General features: G+C 65.1%; 25 protein-coding genes. 12 read left to right on the top strand and 13 right to left on the bottom strand.

Features of this window, described 5'->3' with window-relative positions:
* Position 1 precedes the first annotated feature (1 nt).
* Complete coding sequence (locus tag ATC03_RS12020) at positions 2–913, top strand: cation diffusion facilitator family transporter (protein WP_055858234.1); 912 nt, start codon at positions 2–4, stop codon at positions 911–913.
* Positions 914–1003: 90 nt separating this feature from the next.
* Here ATC03_RS12020 and ATC03_RS12025 read toward each other — a convergent pair whose 3' ends face one another.
* The 5 genes from ATC03_RS12025 to ATC03_RS20310 all read right to left on the bottom strand — a co-directional run bounded on the left by ATC03_RS12025 (position 1004) and on the right by ATC03_RS20310 (position 4798).
* The gene (locus tag ATC03_RS12025) at positions 1004–1465 is read right to left on the bottom strand and encodes a hypothetical protein (RefSeq protein ID WP_227820084.1); all 462 of its coding nucleotides are present in this window, start codon (positions 1463–1465) and stop codon (positions 1004–1006) included.
* Positions 1466–1690: 225 nt separating this feature from the next.
* Positions 1691–2920: a Dyp-type peroxidase gene (locus ATC03_RS12030; protein ID WP_067877331.1), complete on the bottom strand. Its 1230-nt coding sequence runs from the start codon at positions 2918–2920 to the stop codon at positions 1691–1693.
* Entirely contained in the window at positions 2910–3443 is a 534-nt protein-coding gene (locus ATC03_RS12035; protein WP_067877334.1) for a copper chaperone PCu(A)C, read from the bottom strand. The genes ATC03_RS12030 and ATC03_RS12035 overlap by 11 nt, the downstream gene beginning before the upstream one ends.
* A gap of 1 nt (position 3444) precedes the next feature.
* Positions 3445–4065 (bottom strand): copper resistance CopC family protein, encoded by a 621-nt coding sequence (locus ATC03_RS12040; RefSeq protein ID WP_067877337.1) that lies wholly within the window; start codon positions 4063–4065, stop codon positions 3445–3447.
* 127 nt (positions 4066–4192) lie between these two features.
* Complete coding sequence (locus ATC03_RS20310) at positions 4193–4798, bottom strand: hypothetical protein (RefSeq protein WP_152030937.1); 606 nt, start codon at positions 4796–4798, stop codon at positions 4193–4195.
* A 278-nt stretch (positions 4799–5076) separates the two neighbouring features.
* Here ATC03_RS20310 and ATC03_RS12050 point away from each other — a divergent pair, with 278 nt between their 5' ends.
* The gene (locus ATC03_RS12050) at positions 5077–5544 is read left to right on the top strand and encodes a MerR family transcriptional regulator (protein ID WP_067877340.1); all 468 of its coding nucleotides are present in this window, start codon (positions 5077–5079) and stop codon (positions 5542–5544) included.
* On the opposite strand, the gene ATC03_RS20315 is transcribed toward ATC03_RS12050, so the two are convergent.
* Together ATC03_RS20315 and ATC03_RS12055 are read right to left on the bottom strand one after the other, a co-directional pair.
* Complete coding sequence (locus ATC03_RS20315) at positions 5516–5836, bottom strand: hypothetical protein (RefSeq protein WP_152030938.1); 321 nt, start codon at positions 5834–5836, stop codon at positions 5516–5518. The two genes, ATC03_RS12050 and ATC03_RS20315, sit on opposite strands and share 29 nt — an antisense overlap.
* Positions 5833–6177 carry a hypothetical protein gene (locus ATC03_RS12055; RefSeq protein WP_055858253.1) on the bottom strand — a complete coding sequence of 115 codons (345 nt, stop codon included), beginning with the start codon at positions 6175–6177 and terminating at the stop codon, positions 5833–5835. The genes ATC03_RS20315 and ATC03_RS12055 overlap by 4 nt, the downstream gene beginning before the upstream one ends.
* A gap of 58 nt (positions 6178–6235) precedes the next feature.
* Between ATC03_RS12055 and ATC03_RS12060 the strand changes: the two genes are divergently transcribed.
* On the top strand, positions 6236–7219 hold the full coding sequence (locus ATC03_RS12060) for an arsenic resistance protein (protein ID WP_067877343.1): 984 nt from the start codon (positions 6236–6238) through the stop codon (positions 7217–7219).
* A 67-nt stretch (positions 7220–7286) separates the two neighbouring features.
* Here ATC03_RS12060 and ATC03_RS20320 read toward each other — a convergent pair whose 3' ends face one another.
* The 4 genes from ATC03_RS20320 to mobF form a co-directional block, all read right to left on the bottom strand.
* Entirely contained in the window at positions 7287–8588 is a 1302-nt protein-coding gene (locus ATC03_RS20320; RefSeq protein WP_152030939.1) for a hypothetical protein, read from the bottom strand.
* Between the two features lie 5 nt (positions 8589–8593).
* Positions 8594–8860, bottom strand: a complete 267-nt coding sequence (locus ATC03_RS12070) for a hypothetical protein (protein WP_067877351.1) — start codon at positions 8858–8860, stop codon at positions 8594–8596.
* Positions 8861–8947: 87 nt separating this feature from the next.
* Positions 8948–9328 carry a hypothetical protein gene (locus ATC03_RS12075; protein WP_067877354.1) on the bottom strand — a complete coding sequence of 127 codons (381 nt, stop codon included), beginning with the start codon at positions 9326–9328 and terminating at the stop codon, positions 8948–8950.
* Between the two features lie 110 nt (positions 9329–9438).
* Positions 9439–12873, bottom strand: a complete 3435-nt coding sequence (mobF, locus tag ATC03_RS12080; protein WP_067877357.1) for a MobF family relaxase — start codon at positions 12871–12873, stop codon at positions 9439–9441.
* Positions 12874–12972: 99 nt separating this feature from the next.
* Here mobF and ATC03_RS20325 point away from each other — a divergent pair, with 99 nt between their 5' ends.
* The 8 genes from ATC03_RS20325 (at position 12973) to ATC03_RS12115 (ending at position 19011) form a co-directional block, all read left to right on the top strand.
* Positions 12973–13512, top strand: coding sequence for a hypothetical protein (locus tag ATC03_RS20325; RefSeq protein ID WP_152030940.1), 540 nt, complete (start codon positions 12973–12975; stop codon positions 13510–13512).
* 396 nt (positions 13513–13908) lie between these two features.
* Entirely contained in the window at positions 13909–14355 is a 447-nt protein-coding gene (locus tag ATC03_RS20995; protein WP_198168708.1) for a toll/interleukin-1 receptor domain-containing protein, read from the top strand.
* 199 nt (positions 14356–14554) lie between these two features.
* A complete protein-coding gene (locus tag ATC03_RS20330) occupies positions 14555–15541 on the top strand; it encodes a DUF5677 domain-containing protein (protein ID WP_152030941.1) in 987 nt (328 codons plus the stop codon).
* 130 nt (positions 15542–15671) lie between these two features.
* The gene (locus ATC03_RS12100; protein WP_067877368.1) at positions 15672–15977 is read left to right on the top strand and encodes a hypothetical protein; all 306 of its coding nucleotides are present in this window, start codon (positions 15672–15674) and stop codon (positions 15975–15977) included.
* A gap of 182 nt (positions 15978–16159) precedes the next feature.
* Positions 16160–16723 carry a TetR/AcrR family transcriptional regulator gene (locus ATC03_RS12105; protein WP_067877371.1) on the top strand — a complete coding sequence of 188 codons (564 nt, stop codon included), beginning with the start codon at positions 16160–16162 and terminating at the stop codon, positions 16721–16723.
* Between the two features lie 214 nt (positions 16724–16937).
* A complete protein-coding gene (locus ATC03_RS21165; RefSeq protein ID WP_257737022.1) occupies positions 16938–17072 on the top strand; it encodes a hypothetical protein in 135 nt (44 codons plus the stop codon).
* A gap of 72 nt (positions 17073–17144) precedes the next feature.
* Entirely contained in the window at positions 17145–18587 is a 1443-nt protein-coding gene (locus ATC03_RS12110; RefSeq protein WP_067877374.1) for a DHA2 family efflux MFS transporter permease subunit, read from the top strand.
* Between the two features lie 61 nt (positions 18588–18648).
* The gene (locus ATC03_RS12115) at positions 18649–19011 is read left to right on the top strand and encodes a hypothetical protein (protein WP_067877377.1); all 363 of its coding nucleotides are present in this window, start codon (positions 18649–18651) and stop codon (positions 19009–19011) included.
* A 268-nt stretch (positions 19012–19279) separates the two neighbouring features.
* Here the strand turns inward: ATC03_RS12115 and ATC03_RS12120 are convergent, their stop codons facing one another.
* Positions 19280–19624, bottom strand: a complete 345-nt coding sequence (locus ATC03_RS12120; protein ID WP_152030942.1) for a hypothetical protein — start codon at positions 19622–19624, stop codon at positions 19280–19282.
* A 34-nt stretch (positions 19625–19658) separates the two neighbouring features.
* Positions 19659–19877 (bottom strand): PLDc N-terminal domain-containing protein, encoded by a 219-nt coding sequence (locus tag ATC03_RS12125; RefSeq protein WP_067877383.1) that lies wholly within the window; start codon positions 19875–19877, stop codon positions 19659–19661.
* A 121-nt stretch (positions 19878–19998) separates the two neighbouring features.
* Between ATC03_RS12125 and ATC03_RS12130 the strand changes: the two genes are divergently transcribed.
* Positions 19999–20313 (top strand): hypothetical protein, encoded by a 315-nt coding sequence (locus tag ATC03_RS12130; protein WP_067877386.1) that lies wholly within the window; start codon positions 19999–20001, stop codon positions 20311–20313.
* The last annotated feature ends 96 nt before the right edge of the window (positions 20314–20409 follow it).

Genomic DNA, 20409 nt, shown 5'->3' on the forward strand with positions numbered 1-20409 from the left:
CATGTCCCACGAACACAACCACGGCACGTCCAGCAACAGGACACGACTCGCGATCGCATTCGCGATAACCGCGTCCATCCTCATCGCGGAGGTGATCGGTGCGGTACTGACCGGTAGCCTCGCCCTCCTCGTCGACGCTGGCCACATGCTCACGGATGCAGGTGGGCTGCTCATGGCGCTCATTGCAGCATCGCTTGTGCTGCGGCCGGCAACCGCTCGGTACACCTGGGGATTCAAGCGAGCGGAGGTGCTCGCCGCCCTTGCGCAGGCCGCCATTCTGCTCGCCGTAGGCATCTACGCGTTCATCGAGGGAGTGAAGCGACTGTTCGAACCACCGGAGGTGTCCTCGACAGGCCTTCTGGTGTTCGGCGTGATCGGACTGGTAGGCAACATCGCTGCCATCCTGATCCTCAGCGCCGGTCGTGGCGCGAACCTCAACATGCGAGCGGCATTTCTTGAGGTCATCAACGACGCGCTCGGATCCGTCGCCGTCATCATCAGTGCACTCGTCATCGCGGCCACAGGCTGGACGCAGATCGACGCTCTGGCCGCCATGCTGATCAGCGCGCTCATCATCCCCAGAACGCTGATCCTGCTCAAGGAATCGGCGAGCGTTCTTCTCGAATCAACACCAAAGGGACTCGATCTCGACGATGTCCGGGCCCACATCCTCGCAATCCCGCATGTACTCGCCGTGCACGACCTGCATGCATCACAGATCGCAACCGGGCTTCCAATCCTGAGCGCGCATGTCGTCGTCGAGCCCACGTGCTTCCAGGACGGACATGCGCCCGATATCCTCGCCGATCTTCAGAAATGTGTCGCCGATCACTTCCAGGTGAAAATCGACCACTCGACATTCCAAATCGAACCCAGCAACCACCGAGCAGCTGAGACGAATGCCCATGAATAGGTCCCACAGCTGCGACTGAGGAGATGAGCTCATCTCGTCCGCTCGCAGAACGATGTGGTCTTCACGACAGCCGTGCCATTGTGGGCGGCGTCAGTGAATGAGCGCCTTCAACAGCATCATGACGAGGCCAAAGGCGGCGGTACCGAGCGCGCCGGCCACTCGGATTGGCCACGTTGCGCCGCGCCGCGCGAAGGCGATCCAGCCAAGGACCGCGAGAACCAGGACACCAGCCCAGAGGGCAGCCCAAAGCGCTCGCGAATCCTCAACGACATCGGTCGCGCCGAGTAGCAGGATGACCAACGGGATGGCTGATGACGCCAGCAATCCCAACGATCGTCGAACCGAGAGTTGAAATGCCTCGCCCAACCCCCGCACGCGGTCGTGCTCGAGCCCGTGACGGGCAACCGTGCCGGCATACACGTGAGCCGCCCAGAATACGACCACCGTCACCGCGACCTGCCAGAACAACTGCCAGGCGCTGGTGCCGCTTCCCCCGGCCACGACAATCATGCCCGATACAAGAATCACGCCGTAGACGGATTCCTCAGTCACGAATGCCGTACGTGCCAACTCTCTCGCGCGTGAGGATTGAGGGCGCCAGTTGCGCCCAGCTCCCTCCTGTGACCCGCTCATGATGCCCAGCATTGCACGCTGATGGTCTGAACGTCACGAGGAGAGTCTGGTGCGACTCACGCCATCCGGAAGTTCCCCAGCATCGCCGACCGCTCATGCCCCCGCGAACAGCGCGAGGCGAATCGCGTCCCGATGAGCTGGTCGTCAGGCGAGGAGCGTTTCGCCGATATAGCCGCCCTTCTCGCACCCGGGCGGGATCGCGAATACCGCCGAGCCGACCGGGGTGGTCCACTCGTTGAGGAGGTCGAGGTCATCCAGTCGGCGCTGAATCGGCACGAACTGGGTGTCGATATCCGCTTGGAATGAAATGAAGACGAGCCCGGTGTTCGAGATCATCGACGGGTCCGATGGTGCGTCGTCGTAGTTATAGGAACGCCGGAATATGCGCTCGTGAGTGGCATCCGACCGCGCCCGCCGAATGTGTGAGAACTCCGGGATGGTTGGGAACCCGACCGTCGTGGTGTGATTGAAATCGGGCTCGTCCTGTTCGCGAGTACCGGTCAGCGGGGCACCATTGTCGAGGCGTCGTCCGACGGCGAGCTCGCGGCCCGGCCTGTCGAGGCGATCCCATTTGTCGACATTCATGTCGATGCGTCGCATCACCATGCTGGTCCCGCCAGCGAGCCATGACTTGTCATCGATCCAGACGACGGACTCGAGATCCGCGGTGCCAAGTTTCGGATTCGTGGTTCCGTCAATCTGACCGAACAGGTTCCGCATGGTCGTTCCCGTGGCTTCTGAACCGTGTGCGCGGCGGAACCCCTTCTGGGTCCAGCGAACGGTGGCGAATCGGCGGGCATCCTTCAGGAGCATTCGTGTCGCGTGGGCGACCGTCAACGGATCGTCGGACGAGACCTGGAGAAGGAGGTCGCCGTCTGACCAGGCCTGCTCCAGTCGGTCTACCTTGAACGCCGGCAGAGGTCGCAGCCACGAACGGGGCGCACGATCCGTGCCGGCGCGATCGACGAGTCTGGGTCCGAACCCGAATGTGATCGTCAAGCGCGCGGGCACGAGGCTGAGCTCGGGTTCCGTATCTGCCAGCGGATTCACACCCTGGGCAAGGCGGGCGGCATCGTCGGATAGGAGCCGCATCATTGCCTGCAGTTCCTCGCGGCCGATACCCTCGCGAAGATCCAGTGCGATGAATGTCGCGTGCGCTGTCGGCGGCGAATCGATGCCCGACTGGTGGGCGCCATGGAACGGGATAGTCACCGTCCCGTTCAACGGGGCTGCTGCGCCCGGGGCCATGGGTGCCGCATTCAGGGCGTGGTCTGCCGCGACGGCGGCCACGGCCCCGACACCGGCGACGGCCCCGCCGAGGAAGAGCTGCCGCCGGCTGAGGTCGTTTGGGTTCTTTCCCGCGTTACTCGCCATCGCCCATATCCATGCTCGTGTCAGGCTCATAGCTCTCGTTGGCGCCCGTGTAGTCCTTGACGACGGCGTCCATGGCGACGGTGCTTCCGTCGTCGAACCCGAGGGTGATGGTGACGGCGTCTCCGGCTGTAAGCGGTTTCGCCAGCGCCATGATCATGATGTGATCGCCGCCGGGCTGCAGCGTAAGGGATTCACCGGGCTGGATGACGAACCCGCCTTCTTTGGGCTGCATTTTCATTTCACCGCTCTCGTTCTCGACGGTCTCGTGGAGCTCGAGCATGTCCGAGAACTCGGCACTGGCAGTGACGATCGTGAGCGGCTCATCTCCGATGTTCTCGAGGAGACCAAACCCGGCAGTCATATCAGTGTCGGTCGCCTTCACCCACGCGTCCGTAACAGCAAGTGATTCGGCCTGCGTCGACGCGGCCTGCGCAGGCGCAGCGGGCGTGGAACTGCACCCGGCAAGCGCGAGCGCGAGAACGGGAGCGAGGATGGCAATAGTGGTTCGGATCGTTGCATTCATTTCAAGAGTCCTTTGAGTCGTTCTTCGTGGTCGAGCTGAAAGACCTGGTGCTATCGGATGGCGAACGGCGACGGCCGAGCGATATGCCAAGGGCAACGAGCCCGAGCGCAGCGCCCGCACCCATGGCCGCGATGAATGCGGTACGGACGCCGTCATCGACGGTGACGCCTTGAGCAGGGGCCGAACTTTCCGGCTGTGCAGGCTCAGCCTCGGCCTCGGTTCCATTGGTGGCTTCGGCCGCGTCCTCAACTTGCGGGAGCGTCGTCGTGGCACCAACGCCGAACTGGAACACGTCACTGATGAGGTGGCCGTCACTGGAAACGGCACGCCAACGGACGTCGTACACACCGTCCGGCAATTCGCCGCCTATCGGCGCCGTGACCGTATTCCCATCGACCGTGATGCCCCCCGCGACCTGATCGGTCCCGGAAGAGTCGTCAACGATGATGATCGCGCCGATGGGAAGGACGTCATCGCTGAACTCAAGAACGACTTCGGTCGGAGCGGTTTTGACGACAGCGCCCTCCTTTGGAGAGGTGCCTTGGATGGAGTCATGGGCATAGGCCGGAGCCGCACTGAACACGGCGATACACGCCGCAATCACCGCAGTCGCGCCAGCCATGCCCACACGATTTCGTGCACGCAATAGAGATCTCCTTGGGAGAAAAGTGGAAACAACGCAATGGGATGCATGGCGGACGCCGTGCACCCATCGCGGGAAACGCCCGTTGGGCAGAAAGAAAGGTTGGCTACCGCGCAGCCAACGGCGGCCCGCGACGAGGCGCGATCACGATCGAGCGCGACGGCGGGGACAGCAGATCCGGCCACGACATCGCGGGGACCCGGGAAAGAAGCGGCTCAGGGTGAAGAACGACAAGGCCGGACCGCCGCACGACCCGCTCGTGGAACCTGGCGGCGCTGGCCGCGAGCATCTTGAACACCGCGTCAACCGACCGCAAGAACGCGAGGGTCACCAGCGCTGACATGGCATGCGCAGCGCTCATGCCATCCACGGAGACGTCCTGGCCGACGACGAGCGTGACATTGCCTTGAGCGAAGTGATCGTGACCGGCCGAGCCATCAATCATCGGCGCTGGAGACATCGGCGCTGGAGATGCAGAGAACAAGGCATGAAACAGGTACTGAGTCGCTGCTACGCCAGCTGCAGACTGCAGGAAACGGACACGTCTGCCCGCGAGCGCAGAACAAATGGGGACACCGATCATGACGGTCGCCGTGACCCCGATCCACGACGGTGGCGCGCCGCCACCAAGCACGTGGGCAAATACCGCGACGTAGGTCGAGGCAACAGCGACCGCGAACCCACGCGCGACACGGCTCCACCGACCAGACATGACAGCCATTCTCCCCTACCACTGCATGCGGGATCATCTTCGCCCCTGGTGTCCGATCCCACGGCGGGACTCGAACGCTTCGGCAGTCCACCAGCCGACCGCAGGCGCTTCTCATGGCAGTCCTCGCACTCAGTACGATGATCGCGACGTGCGGGCCGCAGTGCGCATCAGTGACGTCCTCTTTGTAGTCGACGGCACGCACCCACACACCAGCGCGCCGGGGTAAGCGGTTCTCCCGGCCTAGAGTTTCAAGCGGCTTGAAGGTTTACGGTTGTCGCATGGGTGGGTTGCGTATCTCTGAAATGGCGGAGCGGACCGGGTTGCCGGCGAGCACGATCCGGTACTACGAATCGGCTGGCCTGATCGAGCCTGCTGAGCGTGGTTCGAACGGGTACCGGATGTACGGCGACGTCGAGGTGGAGCGGTTGTCGTTCATCGCGGGTGCGAAGCGATTGAACCTCGGCCTCACCGAGGTCCGCCACCTGGTCGCTGCACGCGAGTCCGACCTGTGCGAGCACGTCCAACGCGACATGCGGGCCGTCGTCGCAACCCGGTTGGCCGAAACGCGGGCGCAGATCGCTGAGCTCGTGCGCCTGTCCGACGAGCTCCAGCGCGCTGAAGATCGCCTGTCACAGCCTGCGACTGGGGGCGTCTGCTCGGACGCTTGCGCATGCTCGGTGATCACGGGAGACGAGGCACTGCAGCCGCCCGCCGGTGCTACGGTGCTGTCGGTCCTGAACCGCTGAACGCGGCTTCACCGTCGCGCCTCCGCGTCGGCTTAATCTCGACGTCGACCCGGGTCGCCGGAAGCCGACACGCTTTCGCTCGGCGCCGACGAACGAGAAGCACCGTCACGACGATTCCCGCGAGCACGGCGACCGCCAGGAGTCCGGGGATCCAGTACGCGCCGAGGAGGGATGCCGCGCCGATGCTGCCGACGATCGCCAGCAGCGGCCCGGCGCAGCATGCCGCACAAGCGAGGACCACAGCACTGATGACTGCGACTGTCGACGCGGTCGATTTCTTGTCCCCCGTCATGCCGCACCCGAGGCCGTCAGTCCGGCATCGCGTGTTGCGGACGCGACGAGTGCCTCGAGCACGGCGGCGTGCTGCTCGGGCACGGTGACCCGCATTGTGAGCGCGTCCACGTCGGACTCGAACTCGAAGGTGAAGAAGGAGCAGCACGACGACTCACGTACGGCAAGGTCGCGGGCGGCCGTTTCGCTCGCCGGATCGAGCGTGAGCTCGGCACGAGTGGCACCCACCAGGTGCACACCGCGGAGACTGCCCGCGAACAGGGCGCTGAACTCCCGTTCGCGGAGTGGCTGCTCGACGGTGGGGAGCGTGCAAGCGGTGGGTGCCCAATCAAGTTCGGTCATGGCATCGACGCTAAAGCTTCGACCGGCTTGAAGGTCAAGCGTTCTCTAGGCTGGTCGGATGCAGCGACTCGTGAACTGGTGGGACCGGCACCAAGTCGCCCTCTACGTCGCCGCGATCTTCTTCGGCGGCGTGTTCGGCATCCTGGCGCCCGCGGCGGCTCCCGTGCTCACGGCCGCAACGAACCCGGTGCTTGCAGTACTGCTGTTCGCGACGTTTCTCGGCGTCCCGCTGATCGAGGTCGGCCGATCGTTCCGAGATCTTCGGTTCCTCGGAACCGTGCTCGTCGTGAACTTCGTCATCGTCCCCCTGGTCGTCTGGGGGCTGTCCCGGTTCGTGGCCAATGATCGCGGGCTGTTGATCGGCGTGCTGCTCGTGTTGCTCACCCCGTGCGTGGACTACGTGATCGTGTTCACCGGACTGGCCGGCGGGGCGAAGGCGCGCCTGCTCGCCGCGACCCCGCTGTTGATGCTGTTGCAGATCCTCCTGCTCCCGGCGTACCTGTGGCTCTTCGCTGGTGGCGAGGCCGTCGCGCACATCGCGCTTGAGCCGTTCATCGAGGCGTTCCTGGTCATCATCGTCATCCCGCTGGTCGCGGCCGCGATCGTCCAAGCCGTCGCCCGCCGGCACCGCTCCGGTCGCGCGATCGAACATGTCATGGCAGGCGCGATGGTGCCGCTGATGATGCTCACCCTCGCGGTCGTGATCGGATCCCAGATCGCAGCCGTCGGCAGCGAAGCCCTCACCCTCCTGCGGGTCGTTCCCCTCTACGTCGCGTTCCTCGTCGTCATGCCCGTGGTCGGGCTTGCGGCCGGTCGCCTGACCGGGCTCGAGGTTCCCGAAACGCGTGCCGTGATCTTCAGCAGCGCCACCCGAAACTCGCTCGTCGTGCTCCCACTCGCACTCGCCCTACCCGCCGAGCTCGCAATCGCGCCACTCGCCGTCGTAACCCAGACCCTCATCGAACTGGTCGGCATGATCGTCTTCGTTCGCCTAGTACCGAGGCTCGTCCCGAACAACGGCAGCGCGAACATGTCGCGCTGAGGGATTCCTCGGGAACGACCTCCTCCTGCGGCTTCTGTCAGGATGCGAGCAGCAGAACGACCGATAACTACAGTCGGCGTCTCATCGAGATCGACTCCTGCCTCACAGTCGATGTACGGTCCGTACCCGCGATTCGGAGCGCCGCAAACCGGCCTGCGCGGTGGAGATCTAGGTCACTGAGGAGGCCGGACGCACGCCGCGCCTTGACCTCGTCTGCCCCGATGCAGGTCAAGAGCAGTTGCTCGTCGATCCGTGCCTTACCTCGCTCAACTCGAGCACGATTCTCGATCGCGGCCTCTGCGCTCAATCGCGCTCGGTGGCGCACAACATGCACGACGACCGCATGCACGAATTGTTGAAACTGCTGATCGTGCTCCCTTTGCCGCAGGAGTATCTGTGCATTTCGGACGGCGGCAGCGACGTCCCGGCTCGTGAGCCGATCGGCATGTCGATTGCCATCGAGGACTAAGTCGACGGCACGCGCCCACATCACGTCTTCGGCGCTCACAAGCGGCAGACCCATCCGCTCTCGGCTCGCGACGTAGGCCTCGGCGAACTCGCGCATGCGAGCGTGGTGCTTCTGCATGTGGTTCGCGAGCGCGGTGCGGAACGCGGCGATTTGACGAAGTCTTTCTGGAAGACGTGTGTCACTGAAGAACGCCTCTGAGGCGCGCTCATCCGCGCGCCTCGCAGCGGCGGTCGACGGGTGGATGCGCTTTGGCGGCAAGCCTGCGCGAGCGAGTGCCCGCTTGAGGCGCCTGGCGGCAGCGTTCGCCTCGAGTTCAGCTCGATATCGATCGGGGTCTGCACGACGCGCACGCTGAAGCTCAGCGCGATGTTCCTTGTGCTCTTCGGCCCAGGCCTGCTGCCGAGCTCGCGTTCCTTCGGGATCGGCGTCACGGCGGGCAGTGGCGCGCGCATTCACCTCGTCACGGTTCGCGGCGTAGTAGCGGTTGTAGTACTCGCGGACTTTGTCACGGTTCGCATCGACCCATTCGCGTTGGTAGGCCCGCACCCGGTCAGGATGCTCCACACGCCAGGTGCGAACGCGTTCGCGTGCCCGCGCCCGCGTTGCTTCCTCGCGCCGACGTCGCGCAGCAGCACGCCGCATGGATTCTCGGTTGAGCTCTCGCGCATGCTCGAGGTGCTCCTCGCGCCATCGCTGGTTCGAGGCCCGAATGCGGTCACGGTTGGCTTCGACCCATCGCCGACGCGTAGCGGCGTGCTGCTCGGGGTGTTCGCGTCGATAGCGACGCGCCTGTTCGCGCTTCTGCTCGCGCCTCCGTCGACGCGCGGCCTCGTCCGCTGCCAGCGGAACGCTGGCGCGCATCGGGCGCGCCGCCGGATCAGGCGTGGACGAGGCACTCATCCGCTCTAGCCGTTCGGTGGTGGCGCCAACTCGATGACGAGCGCCAGCAGCACCGAGCGGTATCCGGTCGGATCTGCGATGGTCTGGGTGATCGCTTCACGGAGACGATCCGTTTCGTCTTCCTCGAGCCCGTCGACCGCGTGCAGGCAATACTCGACGTCATCCTGGATGCGATAGACGCCGTCTGTCACGGTCACTTCGGGCAGGTAGAAGAGTGCCGCGAGGGCGGTGCGACCGAGCAGATCGTCGAATTGCTCCTGCGAGCGCGTCATGGCTGGCCTTCCTGTCGGCGGGCTGGTCGACGACCAGCATGCCGCGAAAGAGAGGTGCGTCATCGGCACCGTGCCGAGCGAGCGAGTTCAGTGCTGAATTGCCGGGTCCGGTCGCCGCACGCCAGCCTCGGCTTCTGCCTCAAGTTCGAGCATGGCGAGGATGCGACGCGAACGCGCCTCTCGAGCTCGCAGGTGCAGCAGGCGAATAGCCGTCACCGGCCCCGCGACGAGGAATTTGCACGCATTCCAGACGCACAGCAACGCGAGTGCGCTGAACCAGCCGCCGTCCTCAGCCATCCCAGCGAACGCGGCCGCGAAGAGCCCGTAGGGCACGGCGAGCAGCATCGCCGGCAGGCCCCACTTCAGTCCGCGCCGCGTGTGCAGCGCATCCAGCAGGCGGCTGGTCGGCATGAAGCGACGAATGAACATTCCGGTACGGACGCTGACGGCCCAGACGAATGCGAACATGCGGCTGCTCTCCGATCGGTCGGCAGCGGGAACCTGGAGAGACGGCCTAAGCGGCGTCGTGCCGTCACATCGGTGGCGGCGAACACATTGAATGCTGCTTGGCCAGCACTCTAGACCCGACCCCCGACGTTCGGAATGCCAAGGTTGACGTTCGGCACTCGGCCAGCAGCGTCGCGATTCATCTCGTCCGCGATACGACGCGCTGAGTCGAGGGCGGCTCGCGCCCGAGCGGCATCTGCCTTCTGCACGTCGGTTGTCGGTCGTTCGGCGCCGAGCGGACGACCATCGGTGATCCCGTACCGGTCGCGGTACGACGCGACGACGGTGAGGTGTCGTCGCCACGACGAACTTGCGGCCCCGGTCGGCGGCGGGCCGACATCGCGTAGCCAAGCGGCCTGCGATTCGATCGCGCCCTCCACCAGCGTGACGGCGCGCGCCTCGATGAGCTCGGCGCGCTCGCGCAAGGCGCCCGCTGATTCGGCGTCCATCGGGCCGCGAGCGACCGGAATCAGGCCTGCGACGAAGCGCGACCGACCCTGGGACGCGACGACATCACGGGCTCGAAGCACGCGCGCCCGAAGCACCGCCGCGATATCCGCGGCATCCTCGAATCCGCGCGATTTAGCTGCTGTAGCCAGGACTCGCGCGACATTGGCACCGTGAGCCTCCACTCTGCGTAGCTCTGCGCAGAGCGGGCCGAACGCGTCCGAAGCGACAACGCCGTGCGCCTGCGCCTCGCTGAGTCCGACGCTCCGCACGAGAGTCGTCCACCGCGCATGCTGTGCGGCAGCCGCGATCGTCTCGTACTCTGCCGCGAGCTGCGCGATCGAGCCCACTCGCTCCTGCTCGCCGACCAGCATCTCGCGCGCCGACAGCTCCGCGCCGACATGGCGAAGCACCCCGACGAGCACCGACTGGGCGGTCGCATCGACATCATCACGCGGCCGGATGCCGGTGTGCGCGACATCCGGCCGGTCGAGCGCGACATAGGCGGTGTTCGCGTGGCGTCCGCGCGTCATCGCGACGTAGAGGTTCTCACGGGTCATGCCGCGCGCGACGACGACGTGCGCGGTGTCGGTCGTGAGCCCTTGGGCACGATGTGCGGTGACGGCGTATCCGAGTTCGACATGATGCCGCACGTACGCCGCCGGCAGGCGTGCGCTACTCCCCCGGCGGCGCCCGCTGCGTCGAACCTCGATTGCCCCGCTGCGGTGCACCGCAAGCACGGTCCACCGATCGCCGTTGCGCACCCAAGCGCGACCGGCATGCAGGCGGCGATCGTTGCGGCGGGTGATGATCGTGTCGCCGACCGAGACGCGAGTGCCGTCGTGCAACGCGAGCTCGCGCATTGCATCCACACGCCCGTCGACGATCGAGTCCGTCCGCGCACGCTCGTTCAGCGCCGCAACGGCTTCGTGCGAGTCACTCACCAGCACGCTCATGCGCCCGGCACGGGTGTCTGCGCGCCACGCCAGGTATGCGGCATCCGCCATCGCTTCGCTATCGCCATCCTTGACCCGATCGTGCGCGAGATAGGTCTCGATGGATGCCTCGTCACCGCGTCGCAGACCGAGGGATGCTGCCTTCTCCCAGTCGTGCACGAATCTATGGATGTCGACGAGCTCAGCAACGTCCGTGCGATCGCGCGCGAGCATGGCGAAGGCGCCTCCTGCCTCGACCGACTGCAGTTGCGCGTGGTCGCCGACGAGGAGCACCTTCGCGCCAGCAGCCTCGGCGAGCGCGGTGACTCTGTCGAGCGCGAGGGTTCCGGCCAGGGATGCCTCGTCGACGATCACGAGCTGCCCTCTGCCGAACGCGGTGCCGGTGGTGAGATGGTTCTGCCACCATTTCGCCAGGTTCTCGGTCTGGATGCCGAGATCCCCGGCGAGCACGTGGGCTGCGGCTGCCGAAGGCGCCAGCCCGACCACTGATCCGGCCCCGTGCTCGATCTCCCATGCACGCCGCAGGGCAGCCATGGCGGTGGTCTTGCCGGCGCCGGCCGGGCCGACCAGCACGTCGAGTACACGACCGGAACTCGAGATGGATACGAGGGCTGCAACCTGATCGTCGGCAAGCCTGCGGTCTCGGCCTGCCCGGCGTTGGTCACCCACGTGGAGCGCACTGACTGACACCGTCGGGCCCGAGGCATCCGTCGCCCGCTCTCGAAGCCGTACCTCTGCGTCGAGGAGTTCATGCGAGGTGAACACGGTCGAGTGCCTCGGCCGGAACACCGACGTGCCATCCCCGCGTCGAAACGCGGCCGGGCTTGTCGTGAACTCCGCCGGAGTGAGTTGCAACGATGCGTGCTTGGCGGCCTCAACGACGAGTCCGATCGCAACCTCCCGATCGGATGGTGTCGCGAATCGATAGTGCATGGTCTGCCGCGCAGCTTCGGCCGTGAGGTTCCAATGCCGCCACGTTGCACGCTTCTCGCTGACGGCGTGCATGACCTGCACGCCGAGCGCTGCAATCGTGTCGGGCGTCACGTGTGCAGCAGTCACCACGCGCGGCGCAATGGACGCGGATGCTCGGCGCGCCCACGCCGTTGCATCCTCGCCGAGCGCCGCGGTTGCGCGCGCACGCCAATCACGCGTGAGTTCGGTGAGTGAACGCACATGCTTCTGGGGACGCGTCGCCAGGGTGGCCTGCGCGCGAAGGCGCACGATGATCGCGCGACTTGGGCGATGACCGTGCGCGGCGGTGTATTCGGCGATGAGACGGTCGGCCTCAGCACCGATGTGCTGCGACCGCGTCGAGAACTCGAGCATGAGCGATTGCGGGACCGAGGCGATCGCCCACACCGGGTTGCGATCACGCCCACGTTCGCGTCGCTCCCAATCCACGCCGAGGTCCCGCGTGAGGGCGTCGGCGAGCAACGCCTCGTGTAGCTCGGACATGGCCACGATGGCATCGTGGAGCGGCCGTCCGTCCAGGGAGCGCCACTTGTCGTCGAGCACGGTCTGCACCTTGTTGCTCACGACTACGTGCGTGTGCAGGTGCGGATCGCCCGCGCGGCTGTCGAAGTGGTCGAACGTCGTTGCGATGAGGCCCGTCACCGCGACCTGCGCGACGGCGCCGTCGGCTGCAGCGACACCGGTCCGGGTCGCCGCGACCTCGCGTTCCATGTAGTCGACGACGCGTTCGACCGCCTGGTGGTGGGCTCGCGCGATGATCGCCTGCGTCGCGGCATCCGAAATGCCCCAGAGCACGCTCGCAGATTTGGGCATCGAGAAGGTGATGTCGAAGCCGGCAACCGCACGCCTGCTCCCCTCGTACTGCGGGAACGCCCGGCCGAGCGGCTCTCGCGTGACCGGGTCCCTCCCTTGGCCGATCAATAGCTGCAGGTGCTCATCAGTGACGGGGTCGCCCTCGACGAGCGCGCCGCCGGCCAAGCCCCCGACGCCCGAGCCGATCCACCGGCCCGGCGGCGTGCCCTTAGCCTCGTAGTACCGAGTCAGCGGAGTGGCGAGTGAACGGTCGCCATCGGCCGCAACGACGGTGCGCAGGAGGTAGCGGTATCCCTGTCCTGCGCTCATCACCCGCATCGAGACTGTCACCCGCACGCACCTCCGATTACGCGAGCAAGGTGCGCGCCCTCGATCTGCAAGAGGCGTGGCAAGTCGTCGATTGCGAGGGGCTGGGCCATGGTGCCCTTGTCGACTGTCGGTAGGCAAGATCTTGATGATATGACCATGGAGCGGACTGCCGGTGTCGTCTTGTCGCTATTGGACGGGCGTTGGCTCGAGAGCGAAGCGGCAGCAGTCGCTTCGCTGCAACGACTTGGGTTCACAGTGATGCCTGACGACGGCACGGTACCGCCGTCTGGTTCTCGGCAACGCGAACTGATGCCGGCACCCGGGATCGATCACGCCTCGTTGTCGATCCTGGACAGCGCGCCCACCAACATCACCTTCTTCATCGCGTCCTCTCCCGAGCGTGAGAACGCAGCGACAAGGTCGGCGTACGAGAACCTGCTCGCCTCGCTCGCCATAACTCTGGACTCGCCACAACGATTCTGGGCGGACGAGACAACACCAGTGTTCTGGCACCACTCAGATCTTGAAGTCGGCGCTCAGCTCTTCGAACGCCGCGACAGCACCGTGATGGTGTGGGTAGAACATCGGGCTCGAAGCAAGGCGGCCGAGGAACGAGCTCTCGCGAATCGGGATCCAGGAAATCGTTGATGCCGCCCGCAAGCGGATCCGCTCACGGGCGGGTTGCGAGCGCTGACGGGCCCTCCCCTCGGCGTCGTGGGTCTTCACTATCATCAGCACATGGCTCAATGCACGGCTCCAAGAGATGGCCACCGTACGGCAAGCGGTCGCGCGAACTGCCCCGTATGCTCGTCCGGCTATGGGCGTTCTTCATACTCGGCGCCTCGGTCATACCCGTCCTACCCCACTCCGACCGCGCCCGTGCGAAGGAGCGGGAGTTTGTCAGGTAGTAGCGGGGGCGGGGGACGTGGTGCCGCCCGTCCGGCTTGGCAGCCCAGCGGGTCGACTGTCTCGTACACCCACCAGCAGGTGCGCGACCTAGAGTCTGTTCGCGCTGCGACTGTCGTACGGACTCAGGTGAATGACGTGTTTCTCTGTCACGCCTGGCCCGACCGTCAGGCGGCCGCCAATGATGTCTACGAGTTGCTCCTCGGAAAAGACGTGTCGGTGTGGTTCAGTGAGGTGAGCCTGCGACCCGGGACGGACATGCGAGTAGCCATCGACCGTGGACTGGTGAGTTCGCGCATGGGGCTCGTGCTGGTGACACCCGCCATGCTCGACAAGCTGCGTACCGACCGCAGTATCGCGAGCAACGAGCTGAGCGCCTTGCTACGCCGGAGCCTCCTAGTTCCTGTCATGCACGGGGTGACGTTCGAGGAGCTTGACCAGGTCACCCCGACACTCGCGTCGCGTGGTGGATTCAGTACGGCCGAAGAGCCCATGGAAGACATAGTCGTGAAGATTGCCGAGCTCGTCGGAATTGTGACGGAAGAAGAGGCCGACAAACTCAGCATCAACTCGGCCGCCAATTAGCGCTGAGTAGCAAGCGTCCTGCAATTACAGTGCGGGCACGCCTGGATGGTCGCGCAAACCGGATGACCTGTCGTTCGGCCGTCGGCGATCGGACGCACGTTGGCCGATCCCCGAAAGAAGTCCGACGTAGAGGTTGGAGTCCTGCCCTAAGGCTGCCGAATATCGAGGGACGTCGACACGGCTGTGGTTCCATGAGTGCATGGTCGACGAGTTCGATTTCGAGATAGGGCGCATGGCGAGATCGCCGAAGCGGTCGCTGATTGCCCAAGAAATCCAGGCGCGCTGGTTGGAGCTTTCTGCAGTCGCCGACAAACTAAGCGGCACCCAGCGAGCGGCCGCAATTGCCCGTCGTCAGGACATGCTTGAAGCACTCCGAGTGCTGCTACTTACGGGCCACGAGGCGCTTGCGTGGGCAACGGAGCGTGTCAGTCGTTCGCTTACTGACAGTGACGACGACGACAGAGCATTCGGCGCCTACTATGCGGTGACGTCCGGTCTAGCGGCCCGCGCCCTCGAGACGTTCGAGGAAATACTCTGCCTCCTCGAAAATGGTCTCGCTCGCGGTGCTCGCGGCCGTTTAAGGACGCTCGAGGAGATCTTCGTCGTCGCCGGAGTCATCGCCTATCACGGGGATCCCGCCGGCGATCATCCCTCGCTTCCAATGCGCTACATCGAGCATCGCGACGTATTTGCGCGTGGTCTTGCTGACGAGCTGATTGCGACCGGTTCGCTGCCAGACAATCACGCGCTCGATGCTGAGACTCTTGCCCAGCTTGAACGTCGCCGAACCGAACTCGTGGAGAAGTATGGGAAGGAGTATCAACGGCTTTGGGGTTGGGCATCCGAACTCTTCCCTCCGAAAACGCAGATCAACCTCGGCGTGCTCGCTGAAACCCTGAATGTGGAACTGAGAGGTTTCTACAGTTTGTCGAGTCGTCATGTCCATGCGAGCTCGGAGGGCTGGCACGAAGCGCGCGAAGACGATGGTGAGGAGGGTGATAACGCGGGGTTTGTAGGGACATTTGCCGCGGGATATCTCGTACTCACACTTCAGGCCGTGATCCCGACGCGCGTAGTCGTTGATGATGAGGTTGCCGACCGGACCGGTGAAGCCTGGTCAGACGCGCTTGTTTGGCTCAGTCTCGTTGCGCGAAGTCAAGAACCTCCAACAGGCGGCGGAGACTAGTCGCCGCCTGCGTTGCCATGAGAGACCCACTGGCTCTACCAAAACGCCGCTGGTCTAGGAGACCTAAAACGTGGCCGGTGAAGGATCCGTCTGTGGTGACGGCTTGACATGCCGACGGGCGGTTGGTCGGATGGAGCACGTGGAGATTGTGGCAGCTTGGCTATCCGTGATCGTTGGCGTCGGCCTGCTCACTTGGTCCGTGTTGGTGGTCAGTCTCGCCAATACCGGAGCTAGATTGCCCTACTGGAGGAACGCCGAGCGGACTCCGGGCCGTTCGCTCGGATTGCGCGCCGCGGGCGTCGCTTTGATGATCCTCGGTACCGGTGTGTTGTCGTCCACGCTGAGCTACTGGGCTGTCGCGGTCGTCCTCGCGGCCTTCATTCCGGGCATCGCGCTTCTGATCTGGCACAATCAGGCTCTGTCCGAGCGCGATTAGACGCCGTGACGTAGACGGTATTGTCAATCCGGCCCGCAGGCGGATCCGCTTGCGGGACGGGGCCTCACGCACCCGCCACGGATGGTTTGCTGGCTCCGCTCGGCGATGGAGGGTCGACTCGGAAGCCCATGTGATTCGGCTCCGTCTTGCCAGCCGCGCAGAGTGAGTGTACAGTCACTCCCATGACCGCTCGCAGCTCAGTCCTTTCCACCGCCGAGGTGCGGAGGCCTCTCGTCGCTTCTATGGCGGTCCGTGAGTTTGCTCGGGGCGGCTTCCATGGCACGACAATCGCCGATGTGGCGAGGGAATCGAAGATCTCTCCGGCGTATGTTTTCAAGCTGTTCCCAAGTAAGGAGCGGCTCTTCGTCGCGGCACTCGATGATTGCTTCGAGCAGATCGTCGCGGCTCTGAGCGCGGGAGCCGACTCGGCCCCGGCGCAGGACCCGGACTCGGTGCTGTTCGCAATGGGTTCCGCGTATGCGGAGTTGATCCAGGATCGCACCTTGCTCATGCTGCAAGTCCACGCGCAGTCCGTCGCAGACATTCCCGAGATCGGCGACGCACTCCGGGCGGGATTGGCGAAAGTAACCATGTTCGCGAAGACCCGGTCCGGCGGCAGTGACGATGCCGTCCAGCATTTCATCGCCTACGGGCAGCTCTGCCACTTGATCGTCACCGCCCGGATCGAAGAGGTCCCGGAAGCATGGGCGATGCTCCTGTCACGCGGCATCCGCCACCCCGCCTAGTCGCGTCCTGCCGTCCGTCCGTGTCTTTTCATGCCCGCAAGAGTGAGTGATCAATCACTCGCTAACACGAGAAGGGAGAACGTCATGAAGAACAACATCGTCATGCGCTGGGTAGCCCTCGCGCCTCTGGCACTCATCGCAATCGCCATGTTCAGCCAGTGGTCCTAGCCCGCAACCGAACCACCACAGAACCAGCAACAGACAGGAAGCAGACATGAGCGAAACCACCATCGCAGCACCGCAGGCTCCAGACGACCGCACCCGACCCAGTCTCGAGAAGACAGCGTGGTGGGTCGTGTTCGGGGTTCTCGCGCTCAGCATCGTCGTGATGCTCGGCGCCTGGAACTAAACACCCACCCGCTCACCTCTACCCGGGTGCCGGTCGTTCGGCCGGCACCCACCAATCGGAAGGAGCAACACCATGACCACCCCCACCACAACTCCGGTCGCCTCCGCGGCCGCATCCACTACCCGAAGCACCCGCCGCTGGCTCGCCTTGGGCTTCCTCGCCCTGGCCCAGTTCCTCGTCGTCCTTGACGCCTCCATCGTCAACATCGCCCTCCCCGTCCTCGGCGCCCAGCTCGGTATGGATACCGTGGCGCTGGCGTGGGTCATCACGGCGTACGTCCTGCCGTTCGGCGGCCTCCTGCTCCTAGGCGGACGGCTCGCAGACCGCTACGGACACCGCAAGCTCTTCCTGATCGGCACGATCGGCTTCGTCGCCGCATCCATGCTCGCCGGGCTCGCCGCGTCGAGTGGAATGCTCCTCGGCGCCCGAGCCGTCCAGGGAGCATCCGCAGCCCTCCTCGCGCCTGCGGCCCTCGCCCTCGTCACCCAGCTGTTTCCCGCCGCAGCCGACCGGACCAAGGCGCTCGGCATCTGGGGCGCGGTCGCCGGTATCGGCTCCGCGGCCGGCGTGCTGCTCGGTGGCGTCCTGACCGCAGCCATCGGCTGGCAGGCCGTGTTCTACGTCAACGTGCCCATCGGCATCCTCGTCGTCGCAGTTATCCCGACCCTCATCACCCGCGACCCGGCCAGCACGCCGTCGCGCCTCGACTACCCGGGAGCGGCGACCATCACCGGTTCCCTCGTCGCTGCCGTCGGCGCATTCAGCGCTGCCGAACAGGTCGGCTTCGCCAACCCCCTCACGATCGGCCTCCTCGCCCTGGCCATCATCCTCGGGATCTCGTTCGTGCTGATCGAGCGACGCACGGCGAACCCGCTCGTCCCCCTGACGGTCTTCCGCAACCGCAACCTCACCGTCGGCAACCTCGCCATGCTGCTCCTCGGGGCCGCGATGGTCGCCCTCTTCTTCGCGCTCTCGGTCTACATGCAGGCCGTCCTGCACTACGACGCCCTCACCGCCGGACTCACCCAGCTCCCTCTCGCCGCCGCCCTTGTCGTCGTCGCCGGACTCGCCCCCAGCGTCGTCGCCAAGGTGGGATTGAAGGGCACCCTCATCGGTTCGCTCGTGGTCCTTGCCGCCGGCCTGGTCTGGCTGGCCGCCGCGCCCAGCGACGCGAGCTTCGCCATCCACATTCTCGGACCGAGCATCGTGGTCGGTATCGGTCTCGGCGGCGCCTTCGTGACCGCAACGCAACTCGCCGTCGATGGCATCGAGGGCGGCGAAGCCGGCCTCGCGGGTGGGCTCATCAACACCAGCCAGCAGATCGGCGGCGCCCTGGGCCTCGCCATCCTCGCGTCCGTCGCCACCGCCCGCACCAGCGCCCTGGAAACCGCCGGCATCCCCACCCCGGACGCGCTCACCTCCGGGTTCTCCTGGGTGTTCCTCGGAGCCGCCGCCTTCGCCCTCATCGGAGCCGCCATCGCGAGCCGCGCACACACCGCACGCCAGAGCCACTAACCGGACACGGCCACCGGTCGAGTCCAACACCTTCCGCACCCGCCACAGAAACGAGACCACGATGACCACCCAGACGCCCGCAACGATCCCCGCCCCACGGCCGCAGAAACTCCGCCGAGCCCACCCCGCGATCACCATTTCCGCCTGGACCATCCCAGTCCTGGTCCTCGGGCAGTTCGCGCTCCTCTCCGTCGTACCCGTCGTCATCGCGCTCGTCGCCACCCTCCGGGACGCGCGCAGCCGGGCATTGCGCTGGTGGGTCGGCGCACTCGCACTGGTCTACGCCGCACCACTCCTGATTTGGGCGCTCAAGCCCGACCGGGCGGAGAGCCTCAGCAAAGACATCAGCCCGATCTTCGTGGCACTGATCGTCGCCGTCGCCACCGCGCTCCTCATCAAGATCTACACCCGCCGAAAGCGCTAACCACCAACCCTCAGGAAGACCGAAGCGAACGAGGCACACACGGTCGACGTATCCAAGCCGAGGCCGCCCGGAGTCACCGAAACCGACCTCCCGAAACTGCATCAGTCAGGTAGCGCCGGGCTCAGAGCTCTCACTGCCCGCCCCAAGAAACGGGGCGGGAAGTGAGCGTTAGGGGTCGCCCAGCGCGCCACTTTGAGTCGCAGGTTCGCTTAGGTCGTCACAGGACGGATCGTTGCGTAAGCGGATCCTTCTATGGCGCGAATTGTGACTAGCTCGAGCGGGGAAGCTTCAGGCGCTCGTACTTCGAATCGAAGTAGGCGAGGCTTGTTCCGCCGCTGACTACTTCGCGGGCAAGCCGTAACTCGATGCTGGATTCGAGAGCGATTCCCATGTCGCTGATGCCGGCTGCTGCTGCGGCGTGGATCGCGGCGTCGAGCTCTTCCAGATCGGGCGCCACCTCGTTCAGGGCTGCTTCAAAGTCGCCTCGGGATGCGTCGAACGATTCGAGGTCGCGCGCCACCGCAATGAGTTTCGCTTCGACGACCTCCCAAGCAGCATTGAGCCTCAGTCGGTTCGAATCATCCGCAGGCAACTGACGGTGCGCCCAGTTCATCAAAGCCGAACTCCAAGCCGGTCAGCATCAAGGTCTAGCGGAGGTCCCTTGTCAGCCGGAGGCCGAATGGGTGGGGACCGGCGATGAACCAGACAAGCGTTGCGACGAACGGAAAGAATACGACGGCGAGGACCCAGACAACTCGCTCTAGGTCGCTGAGCTCCTTCGATCGGATGACTTGAACGATCGCGTAAACGACTGCAGCGATGTACGCCGCTGCAACGACGACGACGATCAGCGAGAACGGATCCATGGGGTCAAAGTACTCGACTCGCGGCCGCCTGCGCTAAGCAATGGTCGACTTGAATTCCGCACGATCCGCGAGCCGCTCCGCCAGTGGTGACGGCTTGACATGCCGACGGGCGGTTGGTCGGATGGAGCACGTGGAGATTGTGGCAGCTTGGCTAACTGTGATCGTCGGCGTCGGCCTGCTCACTTGGTCCGTGTTGGTGGTCAGTCTCGCCAATACCGGAGCTAAATTGCCCTACTGGAGGAACGCCGAGCGAACTCCGGGCCGTTCGCTCGGACTGCGGGCAGCGGGCGTCGCTTTGGTGATCCTCGGTACCGGCGTGTTGTCGTCCACGCTGAGCTACTGGGCTGTCGCGGTCGTCCTCGCGGCCTTCATTCCGGGCATCGCGCTTCTGATCTGGCACAACCAGGCTCTGTCCGGGCGCGATCAGACGCCGTGACGTAGACGGAATTGTCCATCCGGCCCGCGGGCGGATCCTCCGCTGACACACGCCGATCGCCGATGAGCTTCACGTCAGCCCGGTTGACGAGACGGC

The organism is Agromyces aureus (assembly GCF_001660485.1).
In the GTDB taxonomy this organism is placed as follows: domain Bacteria; phylum Actinomycetota; class Actinomycetes; order Actinomycetales; family Microbacteriaceae; genus Agromyces; species Agromyces aureus.